We start from the raw sequence: 16,825 nt of genomic DNA, 5'->3' as shown, positions 1-16,825 counted from the left end.
GCCGGAGAGTATCCGGCCCTTTTTATTTAATTCATCCTTTCCACAATCATCGCAATACCCTGACCGCCGCCGATGCACAGCGTCGCCAGTCCCAGCGTTTTATCACGTGCGCGAAGCGCATGCAGCAACGTCACCAGAATGCGCGCGCCGCTGGCGCCGATAGGATGCCCAAGCGCAATCGCGCCGCCGTTAACGTTCACCTTCTGCGGATCAAATCCCAGCGTTTTCCCGACTGCCAGGAACTGCGCGGCAAAGGCTTCGTTGGCTTCAATCAGGTCGATGTCAGAAAGCTGTAGCCCACATTGTTTCAGCGCCTTTTGCGTAGCGGGTACCGGCCCCATCCCCATTAACGCAGGTGCGACGCCGCCACTCGCCCATGACTTAATGCGCGCCAGCGGTTTCAACCCCGCCTCCTGCGCGGCAGATTCTTCCATCACCACCAGCGCCGCCGCGCCGTCGTTGATCCCCGAGGCGTTACCGGCAGTGACGGTGCCCGCTTTATCGAAGGCCGGGCGCAGCGCGGCAAGACCTTCTGCTGTTGAATCGGCTTTGGGGAATTCGTCGCGTTCGAAGACCACCGTTTTTTTGCGTGAGGTAACGCTGACTGGCACAATTTCAGCCTGAAATGCGCCGGAATGGATCGCCGCCACCGCTTTTTGCTGAGAGCGCAACGCGAGTTCATCCTGCATTTCGCGGCTGATGCCATATTCACGGGCAACGTTTTCGGCGGTGATCCCCATGTGATAGCCGTGGGTGGCGCAGAGTAAACCGTCGCGCAGAATGACATCTGACAACTGACCGTCACCCAGGCGATAGCCCCAGCGGGCTTTCGCGTCCAGCAGGTAGGGGGCCAGACTCATGTTCTCCATACCGCCGGCGACCAGTGCTTGTGCTTGTCCCGCCTGAATCGCCTGGGCAGCCAGCGCGACGCTTTTAAGTCCTGAACCACAAACTTTGTTGACGGTAAAACCACAGACCGTCTCGCTAAGTCCGCTTTTTAACAGCGCCTGGCGTGCCGGGTTTTGTCCCAGACCGGCCTGCAACACATTTCCCATGATCACTTCGTCGACGCGTTGCGGGTCGAGTTGTGCGCGTTCCAGTGCGGCTTTAATGACCGTGGCGCCCAGATCGATAGCACTGGTGGTCGCCAGTGCGCCGTTGAAACTGCCGATTGCGGTACGTGCCGCGCTGACAATGACACAATTTTTCATCTTCTGTTCCTTAAGAGTGAGTCGTTGCGGTCAGAAAAAGGTCAGGCCGACAACAAAAATGACGCCGGAGAAAAGCAGGGCGGTGATGCAGTACCCCATAATGTCCCGGACCCCAAGCCCGGCGATGGCCAATGCGGGCAGAGCCCAGAAGGGTTGCGCCATATTCATCCACTGCTCGCCATAGGCGATAGCCATGACTGATTTTCCGAGATCGGCTCCCAGCGCCTGGGCCGCAGGCATCACGAATGGACCCTGGATAACCCAATGACCGCCCCCTGAGGGCACGGCGAAGTTGATCAGCGCAGAGCTGAAGAAGGTCATGACCGGGAAGGTGTCTTTATTGGCGACGTTGATGAAGAATTCGGTGATAAGCCCCCCAAGACCGGAGTGCTCCATCATCAACTGGATCCCGGCATAGAACGGGAACTGCACCAGAATACCAGCGGTACTGCGTGCGGCAGCGCTAATGGCGCGCATATAGGCCATCGGCGTTTTGTGCAGCAGCAGACCGGCAATCATAAACATCAGGTTGACGGTATTGATGGTGATATTGAACCCTTTCTCGGCGAAGTAGAGCACCAGATAGGCGATACCTAACGCCCCGATGATCAGCGCAAGGATACGGCTCTCTTCCAGCTTTTCAGACGGGGGCGCATCTGCCGGCAAGGTCTTCTGGAAATCGGGTTCTTCCATCAGCAGTTTCGGATCCACGCTGACAACGTCCGACGGTTTTGGCGTCATCATGCGGGTGATAAACGGCATAACGACAATCAGCCCGACGGTGATGAAAATGTTGAAGCCAGTGAACAGGGTATCGCTGACTGGAATCAAGCCCGCAATATGTTCAACCGGGTTACCCGGCGTTGCCGCCAGCAGAGGCATCGAGCCGGAGAAGCCGCCGCCCCAGGTCAGAAAACCGATATAGGCGCAGGCAATCAGCAGCGGATAATCGGAGCCCGGGACGCGACGGGCGACTTCACGGGCAAACATCGCCCCAACCACCAGGCCAAACCCCCAGTTAATGACGCAGGCGACGGATCCAAAGAAGGTCACCAGCATGACCCCCTGTGCGGGCGTTTTCGCGGCAGAGGCGGCGGTACGCAGCAGGTTTTTCACCGGACCCGAACTCGCCAGTGCATGACCTGTTACGATGATTAACGCCATCTGCATGCCAAAGGCCAGCAGGTTCCAGAAGCCGTCACCCCAGAAGCGCACCATGCTGATCGGTGTTTGCGGCGTTAACCACAGTGCGATACCGAACGTCAGCAATGTCAGCAGCATGGCGAAAATCAGGGGATCCGGAAGCCAGCGGCTGACGAAGCGCGTCATAAAACGCGAGATACGGCCAATCATGCATCACCTCGCTGGATCAACAGGTCGACAGCCACCTCGAAATGCGCTTCTGTTTTAGCCCGCAGGGTGCCAAGGTCACACCCTTCGACGATTTCAGTGAGCCACATTTTGCCATCGATAAAACGGAAGACGGCAAGCTCCGTCACCAGGACATGCACGGCATGCTGGGCAGTCAGCGGCATGGTGCAATGGCGAAGAATTTTTGCAGAACCGTCTTTTGCACAGTGCTCCATGGCGATAATCACTTTGCGCGCCCCGGTCACCAGATCCATCGCGCCTCCCATACCGGGCACCATTTTGCCCGGCACCACCCAGTTCGCGAGGTTGGCCTGTTCATCGACCTGTAATCCGCCCAGTACGCAGGCGTCGACATGACCGCCGCGAATCAGGGCAAACGACATGGCGCTATCAAACATAGCCGCACCGGGCAAAATTCCGCAGGGCTGACCTCCGGCGTTAACCAGGTCGGGGTGAGCGGTCGTCACCGGTCCGAGTCCCAGAAAGCCATTTTCTGATTGCAGGGTGATATGAATGCCTTCTGGCAGATAGTTGGCGACCATGGTCGGCAGACCAATGCCTAAGTTCACAATGTCGCCATCACGAAGTTCCTGCGCTACACGGCGCGCAATACGTTGTTTCGCATCCATTATTTACTCTCCTGTGGCATGACGATGTGATCGATAACCGCACCTGGGGTGACGATTTGGTCAGGCAGGAGTTCGCCTGTTTCTACGAGTTCATCAGGCTCGACCAGGGTGATATCGGCGGCGAGGGCAATAAGTGGGTTAAAGTTACGGGCGCTGAGTTGATAGGTCAGGTTGCCAAGCGGATCGGCACGATGCGCGCGGATGAGCGCGAGGTCGGCGCGCAGTGGACGTTCCAGCAACCAGGTTTTGCCGTCAAGCGTCAGGGTCTGTTTGCCGTCTTCGACGACCGTACCGACGCCGGTAGGCGTCAGGAAGCCGCCAAGCCCGGCGCCGCCGCAGCGGATTTGTTCAATCAGGGTGCCTTGCGGAACCAGTTGAACGTCCATCTCTTTGGCAATCATCCGCCGCCCGGTTTCCGGGTTGGTGCCGATATGCGACGCAATGACCTTGTTTACCCGCCCATTAACAATGAGTGGGCCAATGCCGGTATCCACAAAGGCGGTATCGTTGGCGATAAGAGTCAGATCTCTGACGCCGGATTCCAGTAACGCACCGACAAGTCGGGGTGGGGTGCCAACCCCCATAAAACCGCCAACCATGATGGTCATGCCGTCACGAAAGTAACGGGTGGCGTCTTGTAAGGTAATCAGTTTTGTTTTCATTATGTTTCCCTTTTTGCATACTCCGTTTTGGGTACGCAGAGGGAATTGCAAGCGGGATGCCAGAATGGGTTTGTATTTTTAACTTATTGAATAAAAGGAATTATTTTGCAACGACGAGCGTGAGGAACGGGCGGGAACTATGCAGAACTTTGCGCACTGTGCAAAATTCTGCATAGCAGATTCTGGTACTAGAGTCCGGCTGGATCGATACCATACTCTTGCAATTTGTACATCAGCGCACGGCGGCTGATCCCTAACATCAGGGCGGTGCGGGTACGGTTTCCTTCCTGTTGTTCCAGCACTTCCATAATTATCCGTTTCTCCTCGCGTTTAATTTCTTCTTTCAGGTTTCGCTCGCCGTGTTGAGTGGGTTTTGCTTCAGAGACACCGCTGACAGACTGGCGCAGCGGGGCGGGCAAATCGTCGGCAAATATCACCGCACCGGTATTCATTACTACCGCGCGTTCAATGACATTGGAGAGTTCCCGGATGTTGCCGGGCCAGGGCCACACGGTGAGTAAGGACAGGGCGGAGGGGTCGATTTCGATAATGTCGCGCTGATTCTCGGAGCTGAATTTTTGTAAAAAGTGATTTGCGAGCAGGGGAATGTCTTCTCGCCGCTCGCGCAGAGGGGGCAGTTGCAGATGAATGACATTCAGCCGGTAAAACAGATCCTCGCGGAAAGTGCCTTCTTTCACCATCGCCTGAAGATCCCGGTTAGTCGCCGCAATAATACGGATATCAACCTGAATGGTCTGGTGCCCTCCTACGCGTTCGAACTCTCTTTCCTGGAGGATCCGCAGCAACTTTGCCTGCAACACCAGGGGCATTTCGCCGATTTCATCAAGCAACAAGGTTCCCTGATGAGCACGTTCAAACAGTCCTTGCCGCAGGCTTTGTGCGCCGGTGAAAGCCCCTTTCTCATGACCGAATAACTCGCTTTCGAGTAACGACTCCGGCAGCGCGGCGCAGTTAATTTTGATAAACGGGCCGTTAGCGCGACGGGAATTGTAATGGATGGCGCGGGCAATCAGCTCTTTTCCGGTGCCGCTTTCGCCGCTTATCAGGACACTGGCCTGCGACAGGGCGATTTTGGCGGTGTCCTTGCAGATATCCATCATGCGGGGACTGTTGGTCAGGATATGCCCCCACTGCCAGCTGGTACTCAGTGCCTGGTGCAGATGACGAATTTCTTGTTTCATGGCCTGCAACTGCAATGCGCGCTGGATCAGCAAATTCAGTTCATCAAGATCGAAAGGTTTGATCACGTAATCAAACGCGCCGCTGCGGAGCGCTTCGACGGCGGTTTCCACTTCGGCGTACGCGGTCATCAGAATCACGGGAATGCGCGGTTGCCGGGTGCGCATGACTTTCAGGGCATCGATGCCGTTCATTTCTGGCATGCGGATATCCATCAACACCACGTCCGGGGGCGCGTCGGCAAAGCGTTGTAAAGCGTCCTCGCCGTTACAGGCGCAATGGGTTTCATGTCCCTGAAGCGAAAACGCGGTGGTGAGCATGCGGCGAACGTTATCTTCGTCATCGACGATAAGAATGCGGTAGCGGGTTTTCATGCGGACAGATTTCCTTGCGGGTTAATCGGTAAAATAAGCGTAAAGGTCGCGCCACAGCCGGGCATACTGGCAACGCGAATATCCCCCTGATGGGCGTTGATGATGCGCTGGCTGAGCGCGAGACCGAGGCCGGTTCCGGAGGCTTTGGTGGTGAAAAAGGGGTCAAAAATCTTTTTCTGCAGCGCGAGATCAATGCCACAACCGTTATCTTCAATGGTGACAGCCTGCTGTGAGGCGTCGTATCGCCACGTGCGGATGCGAATTTCCCCGCGCGCGTTGATGGCCTGAACCGCATTGATGAGGATATTAAGGATAACCTGTTTCAGCAGTTCACGGTCGGCAACGAGTTCGGGTAAATCCTTATCCAGTTCGCAGTTGAAGACAATTCGTGCCTGAACGCCGGAGGTTTGCACCAGAATCAGCGTCTCTTCGATCAGGGCATTGAGCTGTACGTGTTGCCACTGACTTTGTCGTGGGCGAGAAAAATCCAGAAGCTGCTGGATGACTTTATTGATGGAATCGATCTCTTTGAGCACAACAGCAAGGTATTCCTGATGTACCGGCAAGGTCGTTTGCTGGCGGATGATCTGCACGTAGCCACGAATGGCGGTCAGGGGATTACGCACCTCATGCGCCACGCCAGCCATCAGTTCACCCAGCGTGGCAAGCCTCTCGGTTTGCGCCAGCCGACGCTGCGTCTCTTTACGGGCAGTCAGATCGGAAAAAATCACCAGCGCGCCAATCAATTCACCGTTGGGGTTGTGAATGCGACTGGTGGTGACGCTGAGTTCAATGGTTCTGTCCCGCGCCGGGAAGCTGACTTCCTGTGCCAGATGTTCTGTGCCGTGAGCAAGCGTATCCAGTACAGGGCTGGCAAAATGGGGATCGGAGAACAAGGTGGCATAAGGTCGACCAACCAGTTCGTCGAGCGTATAGCCGGTGATGGTTTCAGCGGCGGGGTTCATGGTGGTGACATCGCCCTGTCTGTCGATGGCGATGACGCCGTCGGCGGCGTTTTCAATAATCAGGTCGTTAAGCGTTTTGGTTTCACGCAGTGTTTGCGCCAGCGCGTTGACGCTGCGGCTGATTTGCCCCAGTTCGCCGGGGAGATTGGGAAGCTGTGCGGGTGTTTTTTGCGCCAGCGTCGATAGTCCCTCCGTGATGATGTCGATATTGGCGCTGAGGCGTCGTGAGAAAAGCACAATCAGTAGCAGGCTACACAGCAGACCTGCCGCCAGCACTACAATGATGCGCACATCCATCTTCCAGGCCTGACGACGAATATCTTCTGTCAGTTCGTTGGCCCAGATATAACCGATGACTTCACCATTTCGGCGGATGGGAATCATTGAGTTGAGAATGTCGCCGCGTACCTGGCGACCGGAAAACACCACTGGCGCATCGCTACGCATCACTTCGCGTCCGGGGTGATCGGCAGCAATCGTCACGCCAACGTTGTTTTGATACAACGCGGAGGGGGCGTAGGTGATGATCGCATCCAACGCTTTGCTGTAATAACCCGCGCCGATGCCGGGAAAAGCGTGGGTAATTCGTTCGGTAACAGGACCGAGTTCGGCGTTCAGCGCCTGAATGCGTTCATCCCGTGGCAGTGCTGCAAAACGCGTAAAGCGGTCGCCGAGCGCCTGGTCGAGCAGATGAACAACGGCGGAGAGCTTTTTCTCTTTTTCAGATAAGACTGCTGCCCGACCCTCGGTTTCTACGATATAACCAATCGACAACGTCGGCACGATGACCATCAGGATCGCCATCACTATCATCTGATTGCGTAAGCGTCGTGGGGTTAACCTTTTTAAAAAGCGCATACTGTCATCCCTGTAGCCCAATTCAGGCAAACGACGATTATCGAAGGTTGCGGAAATCCTTTCTCAGCGGTGTATCATATTCCCGCAAAGAGGGGCGCGGGCATTGCGACGTCGCCCATTTACCGCTACCTTAACCACACTCACTTTATCGCCAGAGGCGGAGCTTCGCCCTTTTGAAATACCTTGCTTCCTTTCGCACAACCCTGAAAATCTCGCGCTATCTGTTCAGAGCATTAGCGCTATTGGTTTGGCTGTTAATCGCCTTTGCCTCGGTGTTCTACATCGTGAATGCCCTGCATCAGCGGGAATCTGAGATACGTCAGGAGTTTAACCTCAGTTCCGATCAGGCTCAGCGCTATATTCAGCGTACGTCGGATGTGATGAAAGAGCTTAAATACATCGCGGAGAATCGCCTGACGGCGGAGAACGGTGTGCTCTCATCGCGCGCCCGTGACGATAAAACTGAGGTGCCGGCTTTCCAGCCGCTGTTTGCCGACTCCGACTGTGCGGCGATGGGTAACGCCTGGCGCGGCTCGCTGGAGTCACTGGCGTGGTTTATGCGCTACTGGCGCGACAATTTTTCTGCCGCTTATGATCTGAACCGTGTCTTTCTGATTGGCAGCGATAATCTCTGTATGGCGAATTTCGGCCTGCGCGATATGCCGGTCGAGCGCGACAGCGCATTGAAAACGCTGCACGAACGCATCATGAAGTACCGCAATGCGCCGAAGGATGAGTCCGGAAGCAATCTTTATTGGGTGGGGCAGGGGGCGCGTCCGGGGATTGGTTATTTTTACGCGCTGACGCCGGTCTATCTGGCCAATCGTCTGCAGGCGCTGCTGGGCGTTGAGCAGTCCATCCGGATGGAGAATTTCTTCACCCCAGGCAGCTTGCCGATGGGGGTGACGATTCTGGATGAAAATGGTCATGCGCTGATCTCTCTGGCCGGGCCAGAAGGGGCCATCAAGGCGGAACCTCGCTGGATGCAGGAGCGATCCTGGTTTGGCTATACGGCAGGCTATCGTGAACTGGTGCTGAAGAAAAACCTGCCGCCCTCTTCGCTTAGTATCGTCTATTCCGTACCGGTTGATCTGGTGCTGGAGCGGATTCGGATGCTGATTCTCAATGCCATTCTGTTGAATGTGCTGGTGGGCGCGGCGCTGTTTACGCTCGCAAGGATGTATGAACGCCGTATTTTTATACCGGCGGAAAGCGACGCCCAGCGTCTGGAAGAACATGAGCAGTTTAACCGGAAGATTGTCGCGTCGGCACCGGTGGGTATCTGCATTCTGCGTACCGTTGACGGTATCAACATTCTGAGTAATGAGCTGGCGCACACCTATCTCAATATGCTCACCCATGAGGATCGCCAGCGACTGACGCAAATCATCTGCGGGCAGCAGGTGAACTTTGTCGATGTCCTGACCAGTAACAATACCAATCTGCAGATAAGCTTTGTTCATTCCCGCTATCGCAATGAAAACGTGGCGATATGCGTGCTGGTGGACGTCTCTGCGCGCGTCAAAATGGAAGAGTCGTTACAGGAGATGGCGCAAGCGGCCGAGCAGGCCAGCCAGTCGAAATCGATGTTCCTTGCTACGGTCAGCCATGAACTGCGCACCCCGCTGTATGGCATCATCGGTAACCTCGATCTGTTGCAGACCAAAGTGCTGCCGAAGGGTGTGGATCGTCTGGTGACGGCGATGAATAACTCTTCCAGCCTGCTGCTCAAAATCATCAGTGACATCCTCGATTTCTCGAAAATTGAATCTGAGCAGTTAAAAATTGAGCCACGCGAATTTTCCCCTCGCGAAGTGATGAGTCACATTACGGCGAACTATTTGCCGCTGGTGGTGCGTAAACAGCTTGGCCTGTACTGTTTTATCGAACCGGATGTACCCGTTGCGCTGAATGGCGATCCGATGCGTCTACAGCAGGTGATTTCTAACCTGCTCAGTAATGCGATTAAGTTCACCGACATGGGCTGCATTGTGCTGCATGTCAGCCGTGACAGCGACTATCTCAGCATTCGGGTACGGGATACCGGCGTTGGCATTCCGGCGAAAGAGGTGGTGCGCCTGTTTGATCCGTTCTTCCAGGTCGGGACGGGCGTACAGCGTAATTTCCAGGGGACAGGCCTTGGACTGGCGATTTGTGAAAAGCTGATTAGCATGATGGATGGCGACATTTCCGTCGATTCCGAACCGGGAATGGGCAGCCAGTTTACGGTGCGTATTCCATTGTATGGCGCGCAGTATCCGGCGAAAAAAGGACTTGATGGACTTGCCAGAAAGCGCTGCTGGCTGGCTGTGCGTAATGCTTCGCTGTGTCATTTTATCGAAAACAGCCTGACGCGTAGCGGCATGGAGGTTATTCGATATGAAGGCCAGCAGCCTGCCAGTGACGATCTGTTGATCACGGATGATGCGCTGGAGCAGCCGTGGCAGGGACGTGCAGCGGTGATATTCTGTCGTCGCCATATTGGTATTCCTCTGGAAAGGGCTCCAGGCGAATGGATCCACAGCGTGGCGTCGCCTCATGAATTACCCGCACTACTGGCGCGTATCTACCGTATTGAGCTGGATAATGAAGAACTTTCCGCCTCGTTGCCAGCGCCGGAAAAAGCGGCGATTGCTAACGATGACATGATGATTCTGGTGGTGGACGATCATCCTATCAACCGCCGTTTACTGGCGGACCAGCTCGGATCGCTGGGTTATCAATGTAAAACCGCCAATGACGGCGTGGATGCCCTGAATGTGCTGAGTAAAAATCACATTGATATTGTGCTGAGTGACGTCAATATGCCCAATATGGACGGCTATCGCCTGACGCAGCGTATCCGCCAGTTGGGGCTGACCTTGCCGGTCATCGGGGTGACGGCGAATGCGCTGGCTGAAGAGAAACAGCGTTGTCTGGAATCCGGAATGGACAGTTGTCTGTCGAAACCCGTCACGCTGGATGTTATCAGTCAGACCCTGGCGGTATATGCAGAGCGGGTCAGGAAAACGCGGGGATAAAAAAATACCGGACGGCGGCTTCGTCTTATCCGGCCTACTGAATGGGACGTTTGTCCGTAATCCGTAGGCCTGATAAGCGCAGCGCCATCAGGCATTTGTGGTGGAGAGAGGATTACTCTTTGTCTGCCGGACTCAGCGTCACGGAGGAGAGATAGTTCAGCAGAGCGATATCGTTCTCGACACCCAGCTTCATCATCGCGGATTTCTTCTGGCTGCTGATGGTTTTGATACTGCGGTTGAGCTTCTTGGCGATTTCGGTCACCAGGAACCCTTCTGCGAACAGACGCAGGACTTCACTCTCTTTTGGCGAGAGACGTTTGTCGCCGTAACCACCCGCGCTGATTTTCTCCAGCAGACGGGAAACGCTTTCCGGGGTGAACTTCTTGCCTTTTTGCAGCGCGGCGAGCGCTTTCGGCAGGTCAGTCGGCGCGCCCTGTTTCAGGACAATACCTTCGATATCGAGATCAAGTACTGCACTCAGGATCGCCGGGTTGTTGTTCATGGTCAGAACAATGATCGACAGGCTCGGGAAATGACGCTTGATGTATTTGATCAAGGTAATCCCGTCGCCATACTTGTCGCCCGGCATGGAAAGATCGGTAATCAACACATGTGCATCTAATTTTGGCAGATTGTTGATCAGTGCAGTGGAGTCTTCAAATTCGCCAACAACATTCACCCACTCGATTTGCTCAAGTGATTTGCGAATACCGAACAGTACAATCGGATGGTCATCGGCAATAATTACGTTCATATTGTTCATGTAAAGGCTACCTTGCTACAGCAAGCTCTTGACGTAGGCGTCAATGTCGCTGATATATTTTTCTATTCCTGGAGCATCTTTCTCACGAATTAGATGTTCCAGCGTTTCACATAACTGCTTGCCGGGTACCAGATTTAGCATGGCAAACACGCCTTTTAGGCGGTGAGCCGTTTGGGCTAGCGCAGCAAAATCGCTGGTTGCTGCCTCAGTATACAGCCTCTTAACATCATCCGGTACTGTGTCTACAAATAGTGCGTAATAACCGCTGGCATGAAGTTCAGCGTTTTCATCACCTCCCAGAGGGGATTCAGGAATGTCTTCCTGCGCCAGTTGCTCTTCTATTAGTTGTAGTACAGCTTCCTGCATAGCATTGCTCATATTAAAGTTGACGCGCAACTGACCGGGGCCAATTTTTCGCACGCCTGGCTCATCATCGCTTAAAAGCAAGCCGGAGGCAGTAAGATTAGACGGATTATCAGTTAAAAAGAGATCATATTCTTGACTTATCAATCTTTCATCCGGAGTGAGGCATGTCGCGCCCCAGTTTTCCAGCTGGCGAAGCACGATGTTGCGGACCTCATTTGACGTCACGTCAACCATGATGCTCACATCATCCAGCAGACGTTCCTCGTCTTCAACATGCTGGTCAAGCGGCGTCATTTTAACATGGACAGTGTAACGCGTACCCAGCGATTCCCGCGCTTTTATGTTCAAATGGCCACCCAGTTTACGGGCCAGTTGATCGCACAACCAGAAAGCCAGCGGATTCGCTTTGCCGTAGCGATCTTTCTGCGTTTCATTAATGAACGGGAAATGCAGATTGTCGATTTCGCTCAGGGTCACGCCTTCACCGGTATCGAGAATGCGGAAGGTCAAACGCTCGGCCACCGATTCGTCCTGATCCACCTCCAGGGTGATTTTGCCAATCTGCGTCGTGGTGACGGCGTATTGCATCAGCAACAGCAGAATTCGCCTTAAGGCATTGCGATCGCCATGCCGCTCGTCGTTCGCCTTCAGATGGTTATTGATGAGTAACTGCAGACCTTTACGTTTCATGGCTGGCAGTACTTCTGGTACGACTTCATCAATTAGCGCCTGAACTGAAAAAAGGGTGGGGTCGCTCTTCCACGCATCGTTTTCCAGCATATTCGCCAGTTGGATTTCATCGATCATACGAACCAATATGTCAGCGTGGTTCGCCAGTTTCTGTGCCTCTGGACTCTCTATTTGCGCAACGTCAGCCACCAGTGTTTTAACCGGATCTTTCAGGGTTTCACTGATGTTCTGCATAAAGGTGGCGCGACCCTGCTGATTTTTTTCATATAAACGCTGTGCCTGCTTGAGCTTCTTATTCACCAGCACTTCGCGATCCTGGTCGCGGATGATAAAGATCTGGGTGCGCGGAGCTACCTGGCTACGGAACAGGCGTATCTCATACAACTCATTATTAACCGTTGCCTGAATGATGCCCTGGTGCTGTTCCGCCATGCTGGTGATGTTTTGCAGATTGAGATGCGGCAGAAGGTGATCGGCAATTTTATTGCTCATCACCGTGCGGTTCGCTTCCTGGTCATGCACCAGCAGACCCAGCGGCAGCAGAGAAACGATCTCTTCATTAATGGCGCGCAGAATACGAAGCTCATTATTGGCTGCCGTGTTCGGTGCCACTTCTGTTGAGCGTCCTGGCTGATTACGGAAAGTCGTGTAGCCAAAGAGGGCAAGGGCAAGCAGCCCGATATTCAGCAACAGCGGCAACAGGATGTTCTGCAAGGTATCCAGCAGCAGAGTGCCAAACGGAACCTGCCAGACAAGGCGCATTCCCGTTGAATTCAGCGCTGACGAGATTTCAATTTTCGAGCTGTTAAAGCTGATGCTGACGCTGTCCGGTGACTCTTTCTCTGCGTTGCGCGTGCTGGCGGGGGTCGTGTCTGGCTCCAGGCGGAAGCTGTCCAGCGGCATGCCCGGCGGGATTAAGTCATTAATGGGCAGATCAAAGGCGACCACGGTTGCCAGGTGTCCCGGCTGATTAAAGGTGGTCCGCAACGTGAAATAGTATCCGTTTTGCCAGGCCAGGCGACGCAGCGAAGAGAAGCTTTCGCGCTCGTCCAGCGCATTGGCCTGCTGGAGCATTTCGGCCCGACGTGAATCAACAATACCGCCAATAGTGGACTCTTTAAAACCGGAAGAGAGATCTTTTAGCGGCAAGGTGGAGATAAGAATCAGGCTGTTGTCTTGCCCGTTCAGATAATACATTGACCACGGGATGGTCTCTGCGCCCCACAAGGTATCAAGATAGGTTGAAATGCGCTGGGTCATCTCCAGCGTTGAACTGTCGTGTGAACCAAAGATCAGTGCTTCGGTTTTACGGCGCGGCTTTTCGAGATAGTAAACGTCCTGCTTCAGGCGCGTTTCCTGTAACCCTTCGCCGGAAGATGGAGTGGTGGTTGCCGCGATGTTGTCATAGATTTGCCAGGTGGCATAGCGCCAGGTATCAACGCGTTTATGGATGGCATGAGTGATATCGACGATTTGATAGCTTTTATCTTTCAGCCATGCGTTAACCGCGCTTTGCACCATTACGCCCATCGTTACCAGCAACACAATGATCAGCAACAAAAAGAAACGGGTAATGCTTCCCGGCAGAAGGGAAAATCGGGATGTAGCCGTTGTAGCAGACTGACTCATTCGTGGTTATGACCTGTTAAAACAACGCAAAAGGTGAAAGGGCAGTATAAAGGCTACGGTGTGAATTTCCACATTCTCACGCCATACCTGTCACGCATTTTTTGCTGGAAAAATATTCATCCTTTGAATGGTGTAAAGGTGTACAGAACGTTGCCTGTCGTACACATATTCTCCGGACCCGACTGAAAATAGCACTAAATAACAAGAAATTGATTTTTGATATCACCCGGTAATTTAACAAGGCGAAATGATTAATAGTCGTTATTGTTTTCATGCGGTAGCACATAAAATGACAATAAGTGTAAAGAAGGGTAAAAAAAACCGAATGCAGTGCATCCGGTTGAAATAGGGGTAAACAGACATTCAGAAATGAATGACGGTAATAAATAAAGTTAATGATGATAGCGCGATTATTTTAATTGCGAGTGAAGATTTTGTTTTATCATTCAGTGCTATGGCTGGTGCTTGGTTATCTATATGTTTTTAAATGTATTTTTATATTGTTTGGGAAATCGTGCTTATTTGTCGCCTTTTTGAGGAAGAAAAAAGTTCCGTGATATTTACAAATTGAAACATCTATATGGATAAATGAAACATCTTAAAAGTTTTAGTATCATATTCGCATTGGATTATTCTGTAATTTTGCGGAGAATAAAGTTGCCGACTGGTTAATGAGGGTTAATCAGTATGCAGTGGCATAAAAAAGCAAATAAAGGCATATAACAGAGGGTTAATAATATGAAAGTTAAAGTACTGTCCCTCCTGGTACCAGCACTGCTGGTAGCAGGTGCAGCAAATGCGGCTGAAATTTACAACAAAGACGGCAACAAATTAGACCTGTTCGGTAAAGTCGACGGTCTGCATTATTTCTCCGATGATAAAAGCGCTGATGGCGATCAGACCTACATGCGTATCGGTTTCAAAGGCGAAACCCAGGTTAACGATCAAATCACCGGCTACGGCCAGTGGGAGTATCAGATTCAGGGCAACGCGCCTGAGTCCCAGAACAACTCCTGGACCCGTGTTGCTTTCGCAGGTGTGAAATTCGGCGATGCAGGTTCCTTCGATTACGGTCGTAACTACGGTGTGGTTTATGACGTCACCTCCTGGACCGACGTTCTGCCAGAATTCGGTGGTGATACCTACGGTTCTGACAACTTCATGCAGCAGCGTGGTAATGGCTTTGCCACCTACCGTAACACTGACTTCTTCGGCCTGGTTGAAGGTCTGAACTTCGCGCTGCAGTATCAGGGCAAAAACGGCAGTCCGGAAGGCGAAGGCGCTGACGGCTTGCCATACACTGGAGTAACCAACAATGGCCGTGAAGCACTGCGTCAGAACGGTGACGGTGTCGGTGGTTCTTTGACCTATGACATCGGCGAAGGCTTCGGTGTGGGTACCGCAGTTACCAGCTCTAAACGTACTGATGAACAGAACAAACTGGACTTCGGTACTGGCGATCGCGCTGAAACCTACACCGGCGGTCTGAAATACGACGCTAACAACGTCTATCTGGCTGCACAGTACACTCAGACCTACAACGCAACCCGCGCTGGCAGCTTAGGCTGGGCAAACAAAGCGCAGAACTTCGAAGTGGTTGCTCAGTACCAGTTCGACTTCGGTCTGCGTCCGTCCGTCGCTTACCTGCAGTCCAAAGGTAAAGACCTGGGCCGCGGTTACGGCGATCAGGACATCGTGAAATATGTTGATGTTGGCGCGACTTACTACTTCAACAAAAACATGTCCACCTACGTTGATTACAAAATCAACCTGCTGGATGACAACCGTTTCACCAGCGATGCTGGCATCGGTACCGACGACATTGTTGCACTGGGCCTGGTTTACCAGTTCTAAGTTCGTTTTATGTCGACATAAGGCCCTGCGGGGCCTTTTTTTATGGGCTTATACGGCGTACAGGCGCCAGTTTTTAGTATAATCTTGCGCTTCTTTCGCAGGTGGACAATCACGTATGGAAATGAATTTTGCGCGGGTAGCCTTGCTGGCTGCAACGATCCTTTTTACCGGGTGCGATAGCGCCCCGGATGCAGCGCAAACAACGCCCCCTGTTCCCGTAGTGCTTGAAGGTAAAACGATGGGAACCTTCTGGCGCGTGAGTGTCGTTGGTATTGATGCGGCGCGGGCAAAGGCGTTACGCAGCCGAATTCAGGCGCAACTGGATGCGGACGATCAATTGCTCTCGACGTACAAAAATGATTCCGCGCTGATGCGCTTTAACCAGTCAAAAAGCCTTTCTCCGTGGCCGGTTAGCGAGGCAATGGCGGACATTGTCACCTCAGCGCTGCGTATCGGGCACAAAACAGACGGCGCGATGGACATTACCGTAGGGCCGTTAGTGAACCTGTGGGGATTTGGTCCCGACAAGCAACCGGTTCAGACGCCAACACAGACGCAAATTGATGCGGCAAAAGCCAAAACCGGGCTGCATCACCTGACGGTGATCAACCAGGCGAAACAGCAGTACCTGCAAAAAGATCTGGCGGATTTATATGTCGATCTCTCTACGGTTGGCGAGGGCTATGCTGCCGATCATCTGGCGCGGTTAATGGAGCAGGAGGGGATTGCCCGCTATCTGGTTTCTGTCGGTGGGGCGCTGAACAGTCGTGGAATGAACGCCGAAGGGCATCCGTGGCGCATCGCGATTCAGAAACCGACCGACCGTGAGAACGCGGTTCAGGCGGTGGTGGACATTAACGGGCATGGCATTAGCACGTCGGGGAGTTATCGCAACTATTATGAGCTGAATGGCAAGCGTCTCTCTCATGTCATCGATCCTCAGACTGGACGTCCCATTGAGCATCACCTGGTGTCGGTGACGGTGATCGCCCCGACGGCACTGGAAGCGGATGGCTGGGATACCGGGTTGATGGTTCTCGGCGCGGAGAAAGCCAAAGAAGTGGCGCGACGGGAAGGGCTGGCGGTATATATGATCACGAAAGAAGGGGCGGAGTTCAAAACCTGGATGTCTGCGCAGTTTGAAAGTTTTCTCATCCGTGAACAAAATTAAAAAGCAAGATTGCGGGTTTTCGGGGGCTGGGTTTCGGACACACTGCAGCTAAGCAGGTATCA

At 53.3% G+C, this 16,825-nt stretch carries 11 protein-coding genes; 3 read left to right on the top strand and 8 right to left on the bottom strand.

Features of this window, described 5'->3' with window-relative positions; translation table 11 throughout:
• Positions 1 to 26: 26 nt before the first annotated feature.
• The 6 genes from WB371_RS07005 to atoS all read right to left on the bottom strand — a co-directional run bounded on the left by WB371_RS07005 (position 27) and on the right by atoS (position 7,270).
• A complete protein-coding gene (locus WB371_RS07005) occupies positions 27 to 1,211 on the bottom strand; it encodes an acetyl-CoA C-acetyltransferase (RefSeq protein WP_336219368.1) in 1,185 nt (394 codons plus the stop codon).
• A 30-nt stretch (positions 1,212 to 1,241) separates the two neighbouring features.
• A complete protein-coding gene (locus tag WB371_RS07000) occupies positions 1,242 to 2,564 on the bottom strand; it encodes a TIGR00366 family protein (RefSeq protein ID WP_336219367.1) in 1,323 nt (440 codons plus the stop codon).
• Positions 2,561 to 3,211, bottom strand: a complete 651-nt coding sequence (locus WB371_RS06995) for a 3-oxoacid CoA-transferase subunit B (RefSeq protein WP_336219366.1) — start codon at positions 3,209 to 3,211, stop codon at positions 2,561 to 2,563. Before WB371_RS06995 ends, WB371_RS07000 begins: the two co-directional genes overlap by 4 nt.
• Positions 3,211 to 3,873 (bottom strand): acetate CoA-transferase subunit alpha, encoded by a 663-nt coding sequence (gene atoD / locus WB371_RS06990; protein ID WP_336219365.1) that lies wholly within the window; start codon positions 3,871 to 3,873, stop codon positions 3,211 to 3,213. The genes WB371_RS06995 and atoD overlap by 1 nt, the downstream gene beginning before the upstream one ends.
• Positions 3,874 to 4,061: 188 nt before the next feature.
• On the bottom strand, positions 4,062 to 5,447 hold the full coding sequence (atoC, locus tag WB371_RS06985; RefSeq protein ID WP_336219364.1) for an acetoacetate metabolism transcriptional regulator AtoC: 1,386 nt from the start codon (positions 5,445 to 5,447) through the stop codon (positions 4,062 to 4,064).
• Positions 5,444 to 7,270 (bottom strand): two-component system sensor histidine kinase AtoS, encoded by a 1,827-nt coding sequence (atoS, locus tag WB371_RS06980; RefSeq protein ID WP_336219363.1) that lies wholly within the window; start codon positions 7,268 to 7,270, stop codon positions 5,444 to 5,446. Before atoS ends, atoC begins: the two co-directional genes overlap by 4 nt.
• 173 nt (positions 7,271 to 7,443) lie before the next feature.
• Here atoS and rcsC point away from each other — a divergent pair, with 173 nt between their 5' ends.
• Entirely contained in the window at positions 7,444 to 10,290 is a 2,847-nt protein-coding gene (gene rcsC / locus WB371_RS06975; protein WP_336219362.1) for a two-component system sensor histidine kinase RcsC, read from the top strand.
• Positions 10,291 to 10,402: 112 nt separating this feature from the next.
• Here rcsC and rcsB read toward each other — a convergent pair whose 3' ends face one another.
• Together rcsB and rcsD are read right to left on the bottom strand one after the other, a co-directional pair.
• Positions 10,403 to 11,053, bottom strand: coding sequence for a response regulator transcription factor RcsB (gene rcsB, locus WB371_RS06970; RefSeq protein ID WP_042290573.1), 651 nt, complete (start codon positions 11,051 to 11,053; stop codon positions 10,403 to 10,405).
• Between the two features lie 15 nt (positions 11,054 to 11,068).
• Positions 11,069 to 13,738, bottom strand: coding sequence for a phosphotransferase RcsD (rcsD, locus tag WB371_RS06965; protein WP_336219361.1), 2,670 nt, complete (start codon positions 13,736 to 13,738; stop codon positions 11,069 to 11,071).
• Positions 13,739 to 14,476: 738 nt separating this feature from the next.
• On the opposite strand from rcsD, the gene WB371_RS06960 reads away from it, so the two are divergent.
• Together WB371_RS06960 and apbE are read left to right on the top strand one after the other, a co-directional pair.
• A complete protein-coding gene (locus WB371_RS06960; protein ID WP_336219360.1) occupies positions 14,477 to 15,592 on the top strand; it encodes a porin OmpC in 1,116 nt (371 codons plus the stop codon).
• 115 nt (positions 15,593 to 15,707) lie between these two features.
• A complete protein-coding gene (gene apbE / locus WB371_RS06955; protein ID WP_336219359.1) occupies positions 15,708 to 16,763 on the top strand; it encodes an FAD:protein FMN transferase ApbE in 1,056 nt (351 codons plus the stop codon).
• Positions 16,764 to 16,825: the final 62 nt, after the last annotated feature.

This window comes from Citrobacter amalonaticus (genome assembly GCF_037053465.1).
GTDB classification, from domain to species: Bacteria; Pseudomonadota; Gammaproteobacteria; order Enterobacterales; family Enterobacteriaceae; genus Citrobacter_A; species Citrobacter_A amalonaticus_H.
Note: the sequence above shows the minus strand (reverse complement) of the source record. Positions and strands in the feature narration are given on the sequence as shown.

What these genes read in the sequence shown, in the direction of transcription:
- WB371_RS07000 (WP_336219367.1), bottom strand. Translation starts at nt 2,564, where the DNA reads ATGATTGGCCGTATCTCGCGTTTTATGACGCGCTTCGTCAGCCGCTGG.
- atoD (WP_336219365.1), bottom strand. Translation starts at nt 3,873, where the DNA reads ATGAAAACAAAACTGATTACCTTACAAGACGCCACCCGTTACTTTCGT.
- WB371_RS07005 (WP_336219368.1), bottom strand. Translation starts at nt 1,211, where the DNA reads ATGAAAAATTGTGTCATTGTCAGCGCGGCACGTACCGCAATCGGCAGT.
- WB371_RS06995 (WP_336219366.1), bottom strand. Translation starts at nt 3,211, where the DNA reads ATGGATGCGAAACAACGTATTGCGCGCCGTGTAGCGCAGGAACTTCGT.
- atoS (WP_336219363.1), bottom strand. Translation starts at nt 7,270, where the DNA reads ATGCGCTTTTTAAAAAGGTTAACCCCACGACGCTTACGCAATCAGATG.
- atoC (WP_336219364.1), bottom strand. Translation starts at nt 5,447, where the DNA reads ATGAAAACCCGCTACCGCATTCTTATCGTCGATGACGAAGATAACGTT.
- apbE (WP_336219359.1), top strand. Translation starts at nt 15,708, where the DNA reads ATGGAAATGAATTTTGCGCGGGTAGCCTTGCTGGCTGCAACGATCCTT.
- WB371_RS06960 (WP_336219360.1), top strand. Translation starts at nt 14,477, where the DNA reads ATGAAAGTTAAAGTACTGTCCCTCCTGGTACCAGCACTGCTGGTAGCA.
- rcsD (WP_336219361.1), bottom strand. Translation starts at nt 13,738, where the DNA reads ATGAGTCAGTCTGCTACAACGGCTACATCCCGATTTTCCCTTCTGCCG.
- rcsB (WP_042290573.1), bottom strand. Translation starts at nt 11,053, where the DNA reads ATGAACAATATGAACGTAATTATTGCCGATGACCATCCGATTGTACTG.